This is a genomic window from Inquilinus ginsengisoli (assembly GCF_031453975.1).
In the GTDB taxonomy this organism is placed as follows: domain Bacteria; phylum Pseudomonadota; class Alphaproteobacteria; order DSM-16000; family Inquilinaceae; genus Inquilinus; species Inquilinus ginsengisoli_A.
Genome location: NZ_JAVDPW010000010.1, coordinates 239671 through 255747 on the forward strand (window position 1 = coordinate 239671; position 16077 = coordinate 255747).

The window sequence follows — 16077 nt, forward strand, 5'->3', positions numbered from 1 at the left end:
GATCCATGGCCCAACGAAACGGCAGAGAGGTAAGCATGATGAAGTACCTGAAGACGGTTCTGGCCGCCGCGGCGGCCCTGACGATTTCGGCCCAGGTGACGGCCAGCCATGCCGAGGACCTGGCCCAGGACCCGGGTCCTGCCGCCTATGCCCAGGCCCTCAAGGGCAAGCGCGTGATGCTGGTGCCGCTGGCGATGGGCTTCGACCTGGCCCAGGGCTGGACGGCCTATCTCAAGAAGGAGATCGACGCCTGGGGCGGGGTGCTGGAGACCCGCGACCCGAACTGGGTGGTGGATGCCGGCGCCCAGGCCATCACCGACGCGATCGCCTCCGACACCCGGCCGGACGTGCTGATCATCCATGCGCCGGACCTCAACTCCTACTCCAAGCTGATGAAGCGGGCGCAGCAGGCCGGCACCTATGTCATCCTGGTCGACAATCCCGCCAACTTCCCGGCCGATGCCTTCGTGGGCAGCGACTGGGACCGCCTCGGCCAGCTCGAGGCGGAGGCGGCGGTCAAGGCCTGCGGCCCGGGCTCGTCCAAGAAGATCGGGCTGGTCCAGGGCGACCAGGCCAATTCCTCGAGCCTCTACCAATATGCCGGGATCATGAAGGTGCTGGCCCAGCATCCGGACTTCCAGGTCGTGGCCAAGCCGGATTCCAACTGGGACGCCACCACCTCGCGCAACGTCACCGCGACCATGCTGCAGCAGCACCCGGACATCTGCGCGATCATCGACTTCTGGGACGGGGATGCGACCGGCGCGTCCGCCGCGATCCGGGACGCCGGCCTGCGGGACAAGGTGTTCTTGGTCACCACCGGCGGCGGCGAGAAGTCGGCCGATTGCGACAAGCTTGAGGACGGCACCTATGGCGCCGTGGTGATGACCGACCTGGCGCGCCAATCCGCCGACATGAACGCGATCATCAAGTTCCTGCTGCAGAGCGGCCAGCCGGCGGGGACGTCGCACACCTACATCTACACGCTGGAGAAGGCGACGACGAAGGCCGACCTCAAGCCCGACAGCTGCTGGGACCTGAAGGCGCTGCAGGCCAGCGCCGCGCAGTAACCCCGACTACGACTACGACTACGACGACGGCGGCCGGGGCAACCCGGCCGCCGGACCTTCCGATGCCCGAGCCCAAGGCGATCCCCGATGCCCCTTCGCAACCGCTGGCAGGCCTGGCGCCACGGCTTGGTCCCCAACCATGTCATCGGCGAGATCCTCACCAAGCGCTGGGCCGACAACGCCATACCCTTCCTGGCGCTGGTGGCGACGGTCGCGGTGTTCGGCACCGCCATCGCCGGGTTCTTCCGGCCGTCGGCGCTGCAGGAGACGGCCCGCCAGCTGGGTGAGTTCTCGATCGTGGTGTTCGGCATGACCGTCGTCATGCTCGGCGGCGGCATCGATCTTTCGGTCGGCTCGATCTTCGCGCTCTCGACCTTCGCCGCCGTGTTCGTGTTCTTCATCCTGGAGCAGCCGGTGTGGCTGGCGCTGGCGGCGGCGATCGCCACCGGGCTCTTGTGCGGCGCGGTGAACGGCTACCTCGTGGGATACCTCAGGCTGCGGGCCTTCATCACAACGCTGGTGACCTTCATCCTGGGGCGCGCGCTGTTCGACATCCTGGTGACCTCCTATGCCGCCAAGGTCCAGCTGTCCCAGGCCAGCTCCGACGTCTGGGACTATATCGGCGACGGGGCGTTCCACGGCTTTTCCGTCTCGGTGATCCTGGCGGCCGTGCTGGCCGCGGTCACCCATGTCGCGCTGACGCGGTCGCGCCCGGGATGGCACGTGCTGGCCGTCGGCGGGTCGCGGCGGTCGGCCCACAACGCCGGCATCCGCGTCCGGCGCACGGTGTTCCTGACCTATGTCTTCTCCGGCTTCTGCGCCTCGATCGGCGGCTTCCTGGTGGCCTGCCGGCTGAGCGGGGCAGGGCCGGGCACCGGGGTCAACCTGGAGATCCTGGCGCTGACCGCGGCCGTGGTCGGCGGCAATAGCCTGGGCGGCGGGCGTGGCTCGATCCCCAAGGCGCTGATGGGCGCGGTGGTGGTGCTGCTGATGACCAACGGCCTGATCCGGCTGGGCTATGGCACCGGGACCAACCAGATGGTGCTCGGCATCATGCTGGCGGCGGCCGTCATCATCGATGTCCGCTGGCTGAAGAACCGCCACAAGGTGCTGAACGAGCTGTACGTCGCGCCGGTCTATTTCGAGATGGGCGAGAGCCAGTCGGCGGTGCCCGGCTCCGGCACCAGCTATGAACTCGACAACCGGCTGTCGCAGGCCGGGCCGATCGGCCTCGGCGAGCTCGAAGGCCCCGAGGACGTCATCCTGGACCGCGACGACCATCTCTACTGCGGCACGCGCCACGGCGAGATCGTCCGCTTCTTCGCGCCCGGCTACGAGCGGTCGGAGGTGTTCGCCCATGTCGGCGGCTTCCCGCTCGGCCTGGCCTTCGACCGCGCCGGGAACCTGGTCACCTGCGTCGGCGCCATGGGCCTGTATTCGATCGCGCCCGACCGCACCGTGACGCGGCTGTCGGCCGAGACCGCCCGGTCGCGCACCTCGATCATCGACGACGCCCGGCTGCGCGACCCCAATGATTGCGACATCGCGCCCGACGGCCGCATCTACTTCACCGATTCCACCACACGCTACGACGCGCATGACTGGGCGCTGGATTCGATCGAGAACCGCCCCACCGGCCGGCTGCTGGTGTTCGACCCCAAGGACGGGTCGACCCGCACGCTGCTGAGCGGCTACCGCTACACCAACGGCGTCTGCATCGCCCATGACGGCAGGTCGCTGTTCTTCGCCGAAAGCTGGGCCTGCCGGGTGCACCGCTACTGGCTCGAGGGGCCGAAGGCGGGCACGGTCGAATGCGTGATCCGCGACATGCCGGGCTATCCCGACAACATCAACCGCGCCTCCGACGGCGGCTACTGGATGGCGTGGCTGGGCATGCGCACGCCCAGCTTCGACCTGTCGCTGCGCCACCCCGGCATGCGCAAGCGCATGACCCGGCGCCTGCCGCAGGACGAATGGCTGTTCCCCAACATCAACACCGGCGGCGTGGTGAAGTTCGACGAGGCCGGCCGCATCGTCGACACCTTCGGCGACCTGACCGGCGTGTCCCACCCGATGGTCACTTCGATGCGCGAGCACAAGGGCCAGCTGTTCGTCGGCGGCATCCTGAACAACCGCATCGGCCGCTTCACGCTGCCCGGCGCCGACCCTGATTGGACCGGCCCGGACTCCTATTGGGGGCGGCCGTCATGATCCTGGACCCGATCCTCGACCTGTTCCGGGGCAGGGCGGTGACCATCCCGCCGATGGACGGCGCCTTCCGCCCGGACACCCGGCTCGACGAGGCGCCGCTGCTCGCCGCGCTGCCGGAGCCGGACACCCTGGCCTCGATCCACGGCACGCTGGTGGCCGGCAGCGGCAACGCGTTGTTCACGGTCGCGGCCGATGGCGGCGTGGCCGTGCGGGAGACGTTCCCGGCGCCCGTCACCGCGGTCGCCGCGGATCCCGCGGGCGATCTCGTCGTGGGCCTGGAGACGGGCCGGCTGGTGATCGGCGGCCGGGAGGAACGCCTGCCGGACGCCATCCGCTGCATCACCGCGCTGGCCTTCGGGCCGGACGGAACCCTGTGGCTGGCCAATGGCTCGGCCGTCCACAGCCCGTCGGAATGGGCCGCCGACCTGATGGGGCAGGGGGCGTCGGGATCCCTTTGGAAGCGCGAGGCAGGCACCTTCCGCCAGGTCGCCGGAGATCTCGCCTTCCCCTGCGGGCTGGTGGCCGATGGCGACGGCGTGCTGGTCAGCGAGAGCTGGCGTCATCGCCTGGTCCGGGTCGATGGGCGGACGGGCGCGCGCTCGACGGTGGTCGACCAGCTGCCCGGCTATCCCGCCACGATAGCGCCGGCCGCGGGGGGCGGGGCTTGGCTCTGCCTGTTCGCGCCGCGCAACCGGCTGGTCGAATTCGTGCTGCAGGAGACGGATTACCGGCGCGAGATGATGCAGCAGGTGCCGCCGGCCTACTGGATCGCGCCCAGCCTGTCCTCCGGCCGCAGCTTCCTCGAGCCGCTGCAATGCGGCGGCATCCGGACCATGGGGCTGCACAAGCCCTGGGCGCCGAGCCGGTCCTACGGCATGGTCGTGCGGCTGGACGCGGACCATCGTCCGGTCTCCAGCCTGCACAGCCGGGCCGGCGGGCAGCGGCACGGCACCCGCAGCGCGGTCGAGCATGACGGCCGGCTGATCGTCGCCGCCAAGGGCGGGAACTGCCTGGTCGCCATCGACATCGGGACAGGGACGGGGATGGGGGCAGGGCACTGACATGGAAGCCATCGTCAGGCTGGAACAGGTGACCAAGACCTATCGCGGGGTCCCGGCCGTCACCAATGTCGATTTCGAGCTGCGCCGCGGCGAGATCCACGCGCTGCTGGGCGAGAACGGTGCCGGCAAGTCGACGCTGACCAAGATCATGGCCGGGGTGGTCGAGGCGACCTCGGGCCGGATGATCCACAACGGGCGCGAGGTCCGCTACCGCTCGCCGCACCAGGCGCTGGAGGCCGGCATCGCCATGGTGTTCCAGGAGACCAGCCTGGTGCCGTCGATGACCGTGGCGCAGAACATCTATCTCGGCTCGGAGAAGCTGCTGAACCGGCTGCGCGGCGTCTACATCTCGGCCCAGCAGTTCCTGCAGTCGCTGAACTTCCCGGTCGACCCGGCCGCGGTGGTCGAGACCCTGGGCGCGGCCAAGCGGCAGATGGTCGAGATCGCCCGGGCCGTGCACCACAATGCCGGGATCATCATCTTCGACGAGCCGACCGCCGCGCTGACGCCGGAGGAAAAGCGCCATTTCTTCGCGCTGCTGCGTCGCCTCAAGGCGCGCGGCGTCTCCATCGTCTTCATCTCGCACGCGCTGGAGGAGGCGCTGCTGCTGGCCGACCGCATCACCATCCTGCGCGATGGCGAGCTGGTCGCCACCGGCGAGACCGCCGGGTTCGACCGCGCCAGCATCGTCTCCGCCATGGTCGGGCGCACGCTGTCGACCGCGCTGTACCGCAGCCGCGACCAGGGGCGGCTGCGGCCGCCGGGCCGCAGGGTGCTGTCGGTGCAGGATGTGTCGATGGGCAAGATGGTGCGCAACACCTCGTTCTCGATCTTCGCGGGGCAGATCACCGGGGTGTTCGGGCTGATCGGCTCCGGCCGCACCGAGACCTTCAAGATCGTCTCGGGCATCTTCAAGCGCGATTTCCGCCAGGGCGGCACCATCGAGCTCGACGACCGGCCGGTGCGCTACGCCGTGCCGCGCGAGGCGGTGAAGGACGGCATCGTCTACGTCACCGAGGACCGCAAGAGCGAAGGCTTCTTCGACAACATGTCGATCGCCGAGAACCTGTTCTCCGGGCTGCTGGCCGCCGATCGCGAAAAGGGCTGGATCGTCGGCCTCAAGGAGGTTCAGGAACTATCCGCCCGCTGGACCAAGGACCTGAACATCAAGGCCATCAACAGCAACGCCCGGGTGGTCGAGCTGTCCGGCGGCAACCAGCAGAAGGTGGTCATCGGCAAGGGCCTGGTGCAGCAGCCGCGCCTGATCATCTTCGACGAGCCGACCCGCGGCGTGGATGTCGGCGCGATCGCGGAGATCCACCAGATCATCAACCGGCTGGCGGATGAGGGTCTCGCCGTCGTGGTGATCTCATCCTATCTGCCGGAGATCATGAACCTCTCGGACCGCATCCTGGTCTGCCGCCAGGGCCGCGTGGTGGAGGAGTTCCGGGCCGGCGAGGCGACCGAGGAAGACATCATGTTCGCCGCCGTGCACTGAGGGATTCCGAGGCTTGGGCCGCGGCAGTGCTACGCCGTGCTGCCTGCCGCCAAAAGCAATACACCGCCAGCAGCCCGGAACAATGACTAAACATTATCAGAAATCATATTATATTGCATTTTCCTCAATAATATTCTGAGATACATTGACACCTTCAACTTGCCGACCCGGCAATATCGACTTAATGTTTTGAGGCTATCCCGCATTTCTATGGAGGATTTTCATGGCGCTTCTTCGTGGCGTAAATAAGCTCGCCGCTCAACCGCCCCAGGCGGCATCCTTGGCCGCCAAGACGCCGGGGGAGATGAGCTCGGGCCTCGATCTGTACGGGATACTGTGCAACGCGGCGACCCAGACGAGCTCGCTGGACAGCTTCGCAGATGCCCTCGAATCGGCCCTGGACGCGGCGCTGGGGCGTGGCAACTACGTCACCTCGCTCGCACTGGCCGAGAATGGCCACGGCAGTGCGTACACAACCTTCGGGAACAAGCTGCCCAATGCCGCCGTGTGGTGCGGCGACGCCGGCGTTCTGCCCGGGGTCGTCTCCGGCTATTTCGTGATGCTCACCGTGTTCACAGCCTGACGGCTCGGCGGGATGGCGGGGTGGCCGTTGCAGGGCCGCCTCGCCATCCGAATTGAAGACCGAGATCGTCGGGGCGTTGCGGACCGCAAGCGGGAGACGAGGGTCAGGTCGACACCAGCAAACCCTCGGCACCAATCGGCACGCTGGAATGTTGGGCCGAGGCGAGCCGCCGATTTCAGATCATCCTCGCGACGATGTCGCGGGCACAATCTTATTTTCCATAATATATATTATCCGACTTACAGATGCCGGCGCAAAGTTGGGATGTGAAGCCATCCTGGTCGACGGCCTGCCGCAGACAGCGCCCCCTGCCTCATCCACGCCGACCTGTCTCTCAGGGGAAAGCGCACCAACGTTGCCTTACGGTCCCTCCGCACCTCGGTCATTCTGAGTTACCGCGCCAAGACCAGAATCGCGATGGCGCCGAGAAGCGCCACTGCATCCTCAACGATTGCCGCTGGACGGTCCTTGCCGAAGGCGGCCGCCAGCCGGGCCCGTACCGCCGCTCCACCCAAGGTGCCGGCGACTGCGCCGACGATTCCAGCCACGGCACCGCCAATCCAGGCACCAGAAGGTGCCGCTATCGCGGCGCCGCTCAGGCCGCCCATCACGATCCTTGCTACGAATTGCGGCGGCACCTTGCGGCTGGGTGTGGAAGGAAGCTGATCCGTCACCAATTCGGCAATTGCGGCAGCGCTCAGCACCCACGGCGTCCAATGGTAGCCGAGGAACGCCAGCCAGGTGCCCGACAGGTTGAGTGCGCCGAGCTGGGCCGCCCAACTGACGGCGGCCGGCGCCAGCATGGCGCGCAAGCCGGCCACCACGCCAAGGAGAAGAGCAAGCAAAAATATCATGGTGCGTCTCCGAATAGATCCAGCAGCGCCCAGGAGGGCACCGTCAAGTCGTTGCCTGTGTCAGAGGACAGGACGGATCGGGGGGCGATCAGCACGATCTGGCCGGCGGTCGGCGCCCACAGGACGATGCTGATGAGAGGCCGGTGCATGGCGGTGCGATCCTTGTCCGGATCGGACCGTAGCCTTCGACCGCCGCGAGGGATAATTACGGATCGGACAAGTGGTTTCGCCATGATGCAGGTTCGCGGTCGAGTGAAGGGGCATGTCGGTCTGCTTCGCCTGCGGCTCCGCTACCCGCCCTGCCCCTTCACTGACAGTTCTACTTGGCAGACCACCCTGACAATCCAATCCGGTGGACACAACAGATGCAGTGGCGGAGATCGCTCCGGGCTCGGTTTCCCACTCCTCCCGGCCCAACTTCGCGCCTTGCGACGATCTGGCTCGTCGGGGCCGCGCCCGGCGGCGTCCATAATGTCGCACGCCCCGCTGAAGACCGGATCACACGGTCCGCGGGGCGCGCTTCATCAAACGCCGACGGCGAAAGACCAACATGACCGCGATCAAGACACCCTTGAGCGTCGCCATCCTTGACGACTACCAGTCCGTGGCGCTGGAGTTGGCCGACTGGTCGCCCCTCGACGGCCGCGCCAGCGTCACCGTCTTCAACGACCATCTCGCCGACCCAGACCAGGTCGTGGCGCGGCTGCAGCCCTTCGACGCCGTCTGCGTGATGCGCGAGCGCACGCCGCTGCCCAAGGCGGTGATCGACCGCCTGCCCCGGCTGAAGCTGATCGCCTCGACCGGCGCCCGCAACGCCTCGATCGACGCCGCGGCCGCCGCCGAGCGCGGCATCACCGTGGTCAACACCGGCTATGATTCCAGCCCGACCATCGAGCTGACCTGGGCCCTGATCCTGGCCAGCGCCCGCCACATCGCCGCCGAGAACGCCGCGCTGCGCTCCGGCGGCTGGCAGCACACCGTCGGCGACGGCCTGCGCGACAAGACCCTCGGCATCCTCGGCCTCGGCCGCATCGGCTCGGAGGTCGCGCGGATCGGCAAGGCCTTCGGCATGGACGCCATCGCCTGGAGCCAGAACCTGACGCCGGAAAAGGCCGCGGCCCAGGGCGTGCGCCTGGTGTCCAAGGACGATTTGTTCGCCAAGGCCGACGTGCTGACCATCCACCTCGTGCTCGGCCAGCGCACCCGCGGCCTGGTCGGCGCGGCCGAACTCGCGGCGATGAAGCCCACCGCCCGGCTGGTCAACACCTCGCGCGGGCCGATCGTCGACGAGGCCGCCCTGATCGCGGCGCTGCGCGACCGCCGCATCGCCGGCGCCGCCATCGACGTCTTCGATGTCGAGCCCCTGCCCCCGGACCATCCGTTCCGGTCGCTGGAGACCGTGCTGGCGACGCCGCATATCGGCTACGTCTCGCGTGAGCTCTACCGCACCTTCTACGGCGACGCCGCCCGCGCCATCGCCGCCTGGGTGGACCAGCAGGCCTGAGATTGCGCCGCCGGCGACGCCCGCCTCACCGCGCGGGCGTCGCCGGTGGCGTTTCGGATCAAGATGCCCTTGCGCCGCGCCAATCCGGCCGTATGTTAGGCGCCGTCCGGAAGGGTGGCCGAGCGGTTTAAGGCTCCGGTCTTGAAAACCGGCGTGGCGGCAACGTCACCGTGGGTTCGAATCCCACCCCTTCCGCCATTCCTTGCATGGCAATCGCCGGCCCATGGGATTTTCCAGACCGAGCATAGATCAGGGCGCAAGCTGACTGGTTCTTGGCGGCTTGGCATCTGTGCCCAGGGGTCGAGTGGACTGCGCTGCCGCTTTCCGACAACGACCCTCCACATATCGCTAGCTCTGGTCTCTTTGCGATAATTCGCTACAATCGGAATGTGGCCATGCCAGAATTCGTCATCAAGTGGGATATTTGCCTACTCAAGGATGACGGGCTGTCGGGCGTTGATATTTTGAATAGTTAGTTTGGGTGCATTACGGAATCCGAAAGTTCTATCAATATAATGGAGGTATAAATATGGAACTAGGAATGCGTATTTTAGAGATACAAAAAAGAGCGATCGCTCATAGGGAAATACTACTCACTGAAGAAGCCGCAAAGACCGCGCTTGTCATGCCATTTCTACAGGCGCTCGGATATGATGTATTCAATCCGGGTGAAGTCATACCGGAATTCACTGCCGATGTCGGCATCAAGAAGGGTGAGAAGGTCGACTACGCGATCTGCAGGGACGGAAAAATTACTATCCTTGTTGAATGCAAACCATCCAGCGCCACCCTAAACATCAGCCACGCGGGACAGCTCTTTCGCTACTTCAGCGTCACGGACGCTAGGTTAGCCATTCTGACCAATGGAGTTGTCTATCAATTCTACTCCGACGTAGATCATGCGAACAAGATGGATGAAAAGCCGTTTTACACATTTTCAATCGAAGCTATAAAGCCAGGCGATTTAAAGACGATTGAGAAGTTCTCCAAGTCATCGTTCGATATGGATCAGATTGTACAGGAGGCTGGAAACCTTAAACTTCAGTCACAGCTTCGCATAGAATTGGAGAAGGAATTTGCCGAGCCGTCTGAAGAGTTTGTCCGCATGCTCGCTCCCCGCGTTTACAGCGGAAGGCTAACTCCGGCGATCAAAGAGAGTTTCGGCAAGCTGCTCTCCGGGGCGATCGCCAATCTGGTTCGCGATCTGGTGAATGAGCGCTTGTCCTCCGCCCTGAACGCCTCCGATCCTACGGTGCCCGAGGAAGCCGTCGAGGACACGGATCTGGGTGACGAAGGCGTCATGACGACGTCAGAAGAGATTTCGGGCTTCCACATCATCCAGGCGATCGCATCCAGGATCACCAGCCCGAAGCGCATCATCCTTCGGGATGCCAAATCCTACTGCGCGGTGCTGCTCGACGACAACAACCGCAAGACCGTCGCACGACTGCACTTCAACGGTGTGACGACCAAGCATCTCGGCCTGTTCGAGGGCAAGGAGGAGACCAGACATCTGCTCTCTGATCTGACCGAGATCTATCAGTATATGGGGCAGATCGAGGCCCGCCTCAGGGAGTTGGATCCAAGCATATCGCCGCCGGCTGCGGAATAGCGGCCTTTCGCTCCATCGTCACGGCCTGAACGGGCCTTCCGTACCTCGGGCGACGTCGGCATGCCATGCGATGGCCACAGCCATCGCCCAAGACTATGCCCGAGGTGTTTGGCACGGCTGCGATAGGCTAGGACGGGGATCATGAAGCGGTGGATCGTCGGGTTGGCTTTGGTCGCCGCCCTGCTCGCCCCTGCCCTCGCCTCGGCCGAGGACAGCGCGCGGACCAAGCAGCTGCGGATGCTCTGCGCTCAGCTGTCGGGCGATTTCACCAGCCCGGGCGGCATCGCCCAGTTCCGGCGCTGCCTGTCGCAGGACCCGGTCTCGGCGCTGCGCCAGAACACCCTCGGCCCGCGCGCCGGCCGGGCCGCACCAGGGCCGACGCCGCCACCGCCCGCCGGCTTCGGCCGCGACAGCCGCACCGTGGTGGCCGGCGTCGCCGCGAAGTTCCAGATCGTCGGCGGCAAGACCGCCTATGTGCTGGCGACCGACCACGGGCTGTGGCGCCAGACCATCGGCGCCCAGGACGCCAAGCTGCTGGACCCGGCCGTCGCCGCGTTCCAGGCGTTGGATGACACCGTCTTCTACGCGCTCGACCCCGACGGCAGGCTGTGGCGGGAGACCGGCGACGTCGCCGCGCGGCAGGCGGTCGACACCGGCGTGGCCGCCTTCCAGCCGGCGGCGGACGGCACGGTCTATGTGCTGGGCCGCGACGACCGGCTGTGGCGCGGCACCGGCGACATGACCGACCGGGTGCTGGTCGATGGCGGCGTCGCCGCGTTCCAGGCGATCGATGCCACCGTGGTCTATGTCCGCGGCAAGGACGGCATGCTGTGGCGCGAGACCGGCACTGCCGCCGACCGCAAGGAGGTCGCGTCCGCCGTCACCGATTTCCGCATCGTGGGCGACGCCATCTATGCCGTGACCGGCGCCGACGCCGCGCTGTGGCGGAGGACCGGCGAAGGCGAGCCGCAGAAGGTCGATGTCGCCGTCGCCGCGTTCCAGCCGGTCGACGCGACCATCGTCTATGTCCTCGACACCTCCGGCCGGCTGTGGCGCCAGGGGGCCACCGCCAAGTCGCGCCAGCTGGTCGACACCGATGTCCTGGTGCAGGCCGGCACAACCTCGTTCCAGGCCATCGACGCCGAGCATGTCCATGTCCTGGACAGCGACCACACGCTGTGGGCGGAAACCATGCCGCCGCTGCCCTGAGCCGCCGGCTGGATGGAGCGACCGATGGCCGAGATGTTCGAATGGGGCGATGAGAGCGTCCTGTCCTGCGATGCGGACGGGCCGGCGATCGACAGCGCCCGGAGCGCCCTGGACCTGGTCGGCGAGGCGCTGGGCCAGCGCGCCTCGGTGATCGCCCTGCCCGCCCGCCGCCTGGGCCCGGCCTTCTTCGACCTGCGCACCGGCATCGCCGGCGAGCTCGCCCAGAAGGCGGTCAACTACCACCTCAAGGTCGCGGTGATCGGCGACATCTCGCGATACCTCGAGGCCAGCACCGCGCTGCGCGACTGGGTGCGGGAATCCAACCGGCGCAGCAGCGTGTGGTTCGAGGCCAGCCTGGAAAGCCTGGCGGCTCGGCTCGGCGGAGTCTGATTGCGCTGCCCCCTCACTTTGTCATGCCACGGCTTGACCGTGGCATCCAGGGGGCGGCCAGAGCGGCTCTTGAAAGCCCCTGGATTGCCCGGTCAAGCCGGGCAATGACAGTTACAGTGGGTGTTACCTCTCCGCCATCAGCGCGTTCAGCTCCGGATACGGCATCGCCTCCGCGACCAGCGGGCCGGAGACGCCGTCCTGCAGGAACGGCTTGGCCAGCGCGGCGATCCGGGCATAGACGGTCTGCGACAGGCCGGAGCCGGCGCTGAGCCGCCGCACGCCGAGCCCCGCCAGCTCCGCCGCGCCGGGCAGGCCGGGCCGGGACATCACGTTCAGCGGCAGCGGCGTGCCGGCGGCGATCGCCTTGATCTCCTCCGCCTGGGTCACGCCCGGCGCGAAGAGGCCGTCGGCGCCGGCGGCGCGGTAGCGCTCGGCCCGGCCCAGCACCTCGGCCACCTCACCGCCCTTGGGGGCGAGGCCGCGGAGGTAGACGTCGGTGCGGGCGTTGACGAAGACATCAGCGCCGCTGCGGGCCGCCACGCGCTTGATCTGCTCGATCTTGGCGCAGAGCAGGTCGGGGCTGCCGGCTCCGTCCTCGATGTTGATGCCGGCCGCGCCGGCGCCGATCAGCCGGGCGACCGCCTCGCCCACCCCGGCCGGGTCTGCGGCATAGCCGCCCTCGGCGTCGACGGTCAGCGGCACCCGGATGATGCGGGCGATGCCGGCGGTGGACGCGACCAGCAGGTCCAGCGGCAGCGCGTCGCCGTCGGGATAGCCATGGGCCCAGGCCACGCCGGCGCTGGTGGTGGCGACGGCCTTGGCGCCGAGGCTTTCGATCACCCGGGCGCTGCCGGCGTCCCAGGCATTGGCGAGCAGCAGCAGCCCATCCCGGTGCAGCTGGCGGAACTGCTGCAGGGCGGCGGCCTGACGGGAAGCGGTCATGTGCGGTTCTCTCCCAGGATTGGTTCAGGCAGGAATCGTTCAGGACAGTGAAGCGAAGGCGGCGTCAGATGGCCAGCGACAGCTGCGGGCTGCCGGCGCCCTCATGGTCCAGCAGCCAGCGCTTGCGGGCGATGCCGCCGCCGAAGCCGGTCATCGACCCGTCGGCGCCGATCACGCGGTGGCAGGGCACGACGATCGGGATCGGGTTGGCGTTGTTGGCCAGGCCGACGGCGCGCATCGCCCCGGGTTGGCCGATCCGCCGCGCGATCTCGCCATAGGACACGGTGGTGCCGCAGGCGATGCCGCGCAGCGCGGCCCACACCGCGCGCTGGAACGGGGTGCCGCCGGCCTCGACCGGCAGCGTGTCGATCGCCGCGAGGTCGCCGGCGAAATAGGCCTGGATCGCCGCGGTCAGCCCGGCGGGATCGCGCTGCGGCGCCAGGGTGAAGCCGCCGGGCCCGGCGGAACGGGCCAGCCGCTCACGCAGCCCCTGCTCCTCCCCCCAGTCGATGGCGCGCAGGCGCCCGGCCTCGTCGGCCGCGATCAGCAGCTCGCCGACCGGGCTCGGGATGCGGTCGAAGACCAGGCGCAAGGGTTCAGCCATTCACCACTCCCTGTCCCGCATCCCGGGCCCAGAGGTGCTGGGCGGCATAGGCCCGCCACGGCCGCCAGGGCTCGGCCCGCTGCAGCAGGTCGGCCGGGCTGGGGCGGATGCCGGCATCGTCGGCGGCGCTGCGCAGCAGCCCGATGTCGCTGGCCGGGAAGGCGTCCGGCTCGCGCAGCGCGCGCAGGGCGATGTACTGCGCCGTCCAGTCGCCGATACCGCGGATGCTGCGCAGCCGGGCGATCGCCTCCTCGATGGTGCCGAAGGGGTGGAACAGCTGCGGGTCGGCGATCGCCGCCTCGGCCAGCGCCGTCAGCGTCGCCCGGCGCGATCCCGGCATGCCAAGGGTGCTGAGATCGGCGGCGGCCACGCGCTCGGGCGACGGGAAGGCGCGGGACAGCGCCGGGTGCAGGCGGTCGGCTTCCGGCAGCGTCGCGCCGCACAGCGCCACCAGCCGGCCGGCCAGCTGGCGCGCCGCGACCACGGTGACCTGCTGGCCCAGCACGGCGCGCACCGCCAGCTCGAACCCGTCCCAGCCGCCCGGGGCGCGCAGCCCCGGCCGCTGCGCCACCAGCGGCGCCAGGAACGGATCCTGCGAGAGATGGGCGCCGATCGCCTCGATGTCGGCGCCGACATCGAACACCCGCCGCACCCGGGCCAGGATCCCCGGCAGCGCGCGCACCGAGGGGAAGCGGACCAGCACCACCAGGTTGCTGCGCGCCGGTTCGTGCCGGATCTCGACGGTGCCGAGGTCGTCGCCATCGGCGACGCTGCGCCGGTAGGTCTCGCCCACCACCTCCTCGATGCCGGCGATGGTGCGGGCCCTGAGATAGGCCAGCATCGCCGGCCAGTCATAGGGCGGCCGGTAGCGCAGCCGCAGCGTCACCCCTGACGCGGCGAGGGAATCGGCCGGCAGGTCGGCCCGGCGGCGCAGCGCGCTGGGCGGGCGGCGGAACAGGTCGTGGAAGGTCTCGTTGAAGCGGCGGATGCTGCCGAAGCCGGCGGCCAGCGCCACCTCCGCCATCGGCATCCGCGTCTCCTGGATCAGCTGCTTGGCGAACAGCACCCGCCGGGTCTGGGCCACCACCACCGGCGAGGCGCCGAGATGCTGCTTGAACAGCCGGCGCAGCTGGCGGTCGCCGACGCCCAGCCGGTCGGCCAGCGCCTCGACCCCCGCCTCGTCGCCGTCCATGCCGCCATCGGCGATCAGCGCCAGGGCGCGCGACACGGTGTTGGAGGTGCCGCGCCAGGAGGCGAGGTCGGGCGCCGTCTCCGGCCGGCAGCGCAGGCAGGGACGGAACCCGGCCTCCTGCGCCGCGGCGGCGGAGGCGAAGAAGCGGCAGTTCTCGAACTTCGCGGTGCGGGCCGGGCAGACCGGGCGGCAATAGATGCCGGTCGAGGTCACACCGACGAAGATGCGCCCGTCGAAGCGCGGATCGCGGGTCACCAGGGCGCGGTAGCAGGCTTCGCGGTCGAGCAGGTCCATGGCGCGACCATGTCACACCCGCGAGACCGGTGCTCGCGGTTTTCGGACATGGTCATTCCGGCCCGATGGGACCGGACATCGCCTCGGCCTGGGCCACCAGCCAGTCGCAGACCAGCGACAGCGGCTTGCGCAGCGCGGCGCCCCTGGTGGTGATCAGGTAGAAGCGCCGCCCGGTCACGAAATGCCGGGGATAGGCATCGGCGAGGCGGCCGGCGCGGATCAGGTCGTCGATGATCGGGCGCCAGCCCAGCGTCACCCCCTGCCCGTCCATCGCCGCCTGCAGCGCCACCATGTGGTCGGTGACGCGCAGCGACCGCGCCAGGCCGGGCGCCGGCATGTCCAGAGCCGCGAACCATTCCGCCCAGGTCGCCCGGCGGCGCAGCGCGTCCTCGTAATGGATCAGCTGGCAGCGGTGCAGGCCGGCGGCGTCGCGCAGCGGGCCGTGCGCCGCGAGATAGGCCGGGCTGGCCACGGCATGCACGCTCTCATGCCACAGCGGCACGGTGTCGTGGTCCGGCCATTTGCCGTCGCCCAGCCGGATGCCGAGGTCGATGCCGTCCATCCCGGGGTCGAGGTCGCGGTCCACCGTCTGGATGCGCAGCGGGATGGCGGGAAAGGCGTCGCGGAAGGCGGCGAAGCGCGGCAGCAGCCAATGCGCCGCCATCGCGGTCGAGACCGCGACCACGATCTCGCGCCGCGCCGCCGGCCGGCCGGTGATGTCGTCGATGCTCTGGGCGATCGCCGACAGGCTGGTGGCGACCGCGGCGTAGAGCCGCTCGCCCTCCGGCGACAGCTCCAGCCGGCGGTGGTGGCGGACGAACAGCTCGAGCCCGAGCGAGGCCTCGAGCTGGCGGATGCCGTGGCTGACCGCGGACTGGGTGATCGCCAGGTCCTCCGCCGCCTTGGAGAAGCTGAGCCGCCGCGCCGAGGCCTCGAACACCGCCAGGGCGTTGAGCGAGGGCAGGCTGCCGCGGAGGGTTTGCATCGACTGGGCTCATGCCGCCGTGAAGGAAATTCGGTTTACCATCGGCCGGCCGCTCGAAAGAGTGAAGA

14 protein-coding genes and 1 tRNA gene are annotated in these 16077 nt (G+C 68.4%); 10 read left to right on the top strand and 5 right to left on the bottom strand.

Annotated features, from left to right (window positions below; all coding sequences use genetic code 11):
- Positions 1-35 precede the first annotated feature (35 nt).
- The 5 genes from E9232_RS27390 (at position 36) to E9232_RS27410 (ending at position 6423) form a co-directional block, all read left to right on the top strand.
- On the top strand, positions 36-1070 hold the full coding sequence (locus E9232_RS27390; RefSeq protein ID WP_309799536.1) for a sugar ABC transporter substrate-binding protein: 1035 nt from the start codon (positions 36-38) through the stop codon (positions 1068-1070).
- 87 nt (positions 1071-1157) lie between these two features.
- Entirely contained in the window at positions 1158-3281 is a 2124-nt protein-coding gene (locus E9232_RS27395; RefSeq protein WP_309799538.1) for an ABC transporter permease, read from the top strand.
- On the top strand, positions 3278-4342 hold the full coding sequence (locus tag E9232_RS27400; protein ID WP_309799539.1) for an SMP-30/gluconolactonase/LRE family protein: 1065 nt from the start codon (positions 3278-3280) through the stop codon (positions 4340-4342). The genes E9232_RS27395 and E9232_RS27400 overlap by 4 nt, the downstream gene beginning before the upstream one ends.
- A 1-nt stretch (position 4343) precedes the next feature.
- The gene (locus E9232_RS27405; protein WP_309799542.1) at positions 4344-5840 is read left to right on the top strand and encodes a sugar ABC transporter ATP-binding protein; all 1497 of its coding nucleotides are present in this window, start codon (positions 4344-4346) and stop codon (positions 5838-5840) included.
- Between the two features lie 223 nt (positions 5841-6063).
- Positions 6064-6423 (top strand): hypothetical protein, encoded by a 360-nt coding sequence (locus E9232_RS27410; protein WP_309799544.1) that lies wholly within the window; start codon positions 6064-6066, stop codon positions 6421-6423.
- Between the two features lie 392 nt (positions 6424-6815).
- Here the strand turns inward: E9232_RS27410 and E9232_RS27415 are convergent, their stop codons facing one another.
- The gene (locus E9232_RS27415) at positions 6816-7277 is read right to left on the bottom strand and encodes a DUF4126 domain-containing protein (protein WP_309799545.1); all 462 of its coding nucleotides are present in this window, start codon (positions 7275-7277) and stop codon (positions 6816-6818) included.
- Positions 7278-7827: 550 nt separating this feature from the next.
- Here E9232_RS27415 and E9232_RS27420 point away from each other — a divergent pair.
- The 5 genes from E9232_RS27420 to E9232_RS27440 all read left to right on the top strand — a co-directional run bounded on the left by E9232_RS27420 (position 7828) and on the right by E9232_RS27440 (position 11992).
- Positions 7828-8781, top strand: a complete 954-nt coding sequence (locus tag E9232_RS27420; RefSeq protein ID WP_309799547.1) for a D-2-hydroxyacid dehydrogenase family protein — start codon at positions 7828-7830, stop codon at positions 8779-8781.
- A gap of 108 nt (positions 8782-8889) precedes the next feature.
- Positions 8890-8979 (top strand) — tRNA-Ser (locus E9232_RS27425).
- A 331-nt stretch (positions 8980-9310) separates the two neighbouring features.
- Entirely contained in the window at positions 9311-10393 is a 1083-nt protein-coding gene (locus E9232_RS27430) for a type I restriction endonuclease (RefSeq protein WP_309799548.1), read from the top strand.
- A 141-nt stretch (positions 10394-10534) separates the two neighbouring features.
- Complete coding sequence (locus tag E9232_RS27435) at positions 10535-11602, top strand: hypothetical protein (RefSeq protein WP_309799550.1); 1068 nt, start codon at positions 10535-10537, stop codon at positions 11600-11602.
- 24 nt (positions 11603-11626) lie between these two features.
- Positions 11627-11992, top strand: coding sequence for a DUF4180 domain-containing protein (locus E9232_RS27440; protein WP_309799551.1), 366 nt, complete (start codon positions 11627-11629; stop codon positions 11990-11992).
- 123 nt (positions 11993-12115) lie between these two features.
- Here the strand turns inward: E9232_RS27440 and E9232_RS27445 are convergent, their stop codons facing one another.
- From E9232_RS27445 to E9232_RS27460, 4 genes are all read right to left on the bottom strand, one after another.
- On the bottom strand, positions 12116-12934 hold the full coding sequence (locus E9232_RS27445; protein ID WP_309799553.1) for an isocitrate lyase/PEP mutase family protein: 819 nt from the start codon (positions 12932-12934) through the stop codon (positions 12116-12118).
- Between the two features lie 64 nt (positions 12935-12998).
- On the bottom strand, positions 12999-13538 hold the full coding sequence (locus E9232_RS27450) for a methylated-DNA--[protein]-cysteine S-methyltransferase (protein ID WP_309799555.1): 540 nt from the start codon (positions 13536-13538) through the stop codon (positions 12999-13001).
- A complete protein-coding gene (locus tag E9232_RS27455; RefSeq protein WP_309799558.1) occupies positions 13531-15024 on the bottom strand; it encodes an AlkA N-terminal domain-containing protein in 1494 nt (497 codons plus the stop codon). Before E9232_RS27455 ends, E9232_RS27450 begins: the two co-directional genes overlap by 8 nt.
- 52 nt (positions 15025-15076) lie before the next feature.
- Positions 15077-16009, bottom strand: a complete 933-nt coding sequence (locus E9232_RS27460) for a LysR substrate-binding domain-containing protein (RefSeq protein WP_309799560.1) — start codon at positions 16007-16009, stop codon at positions 15077-15079.
- Positions 16010-16077 lie beyond the last annotated feature (68 nt).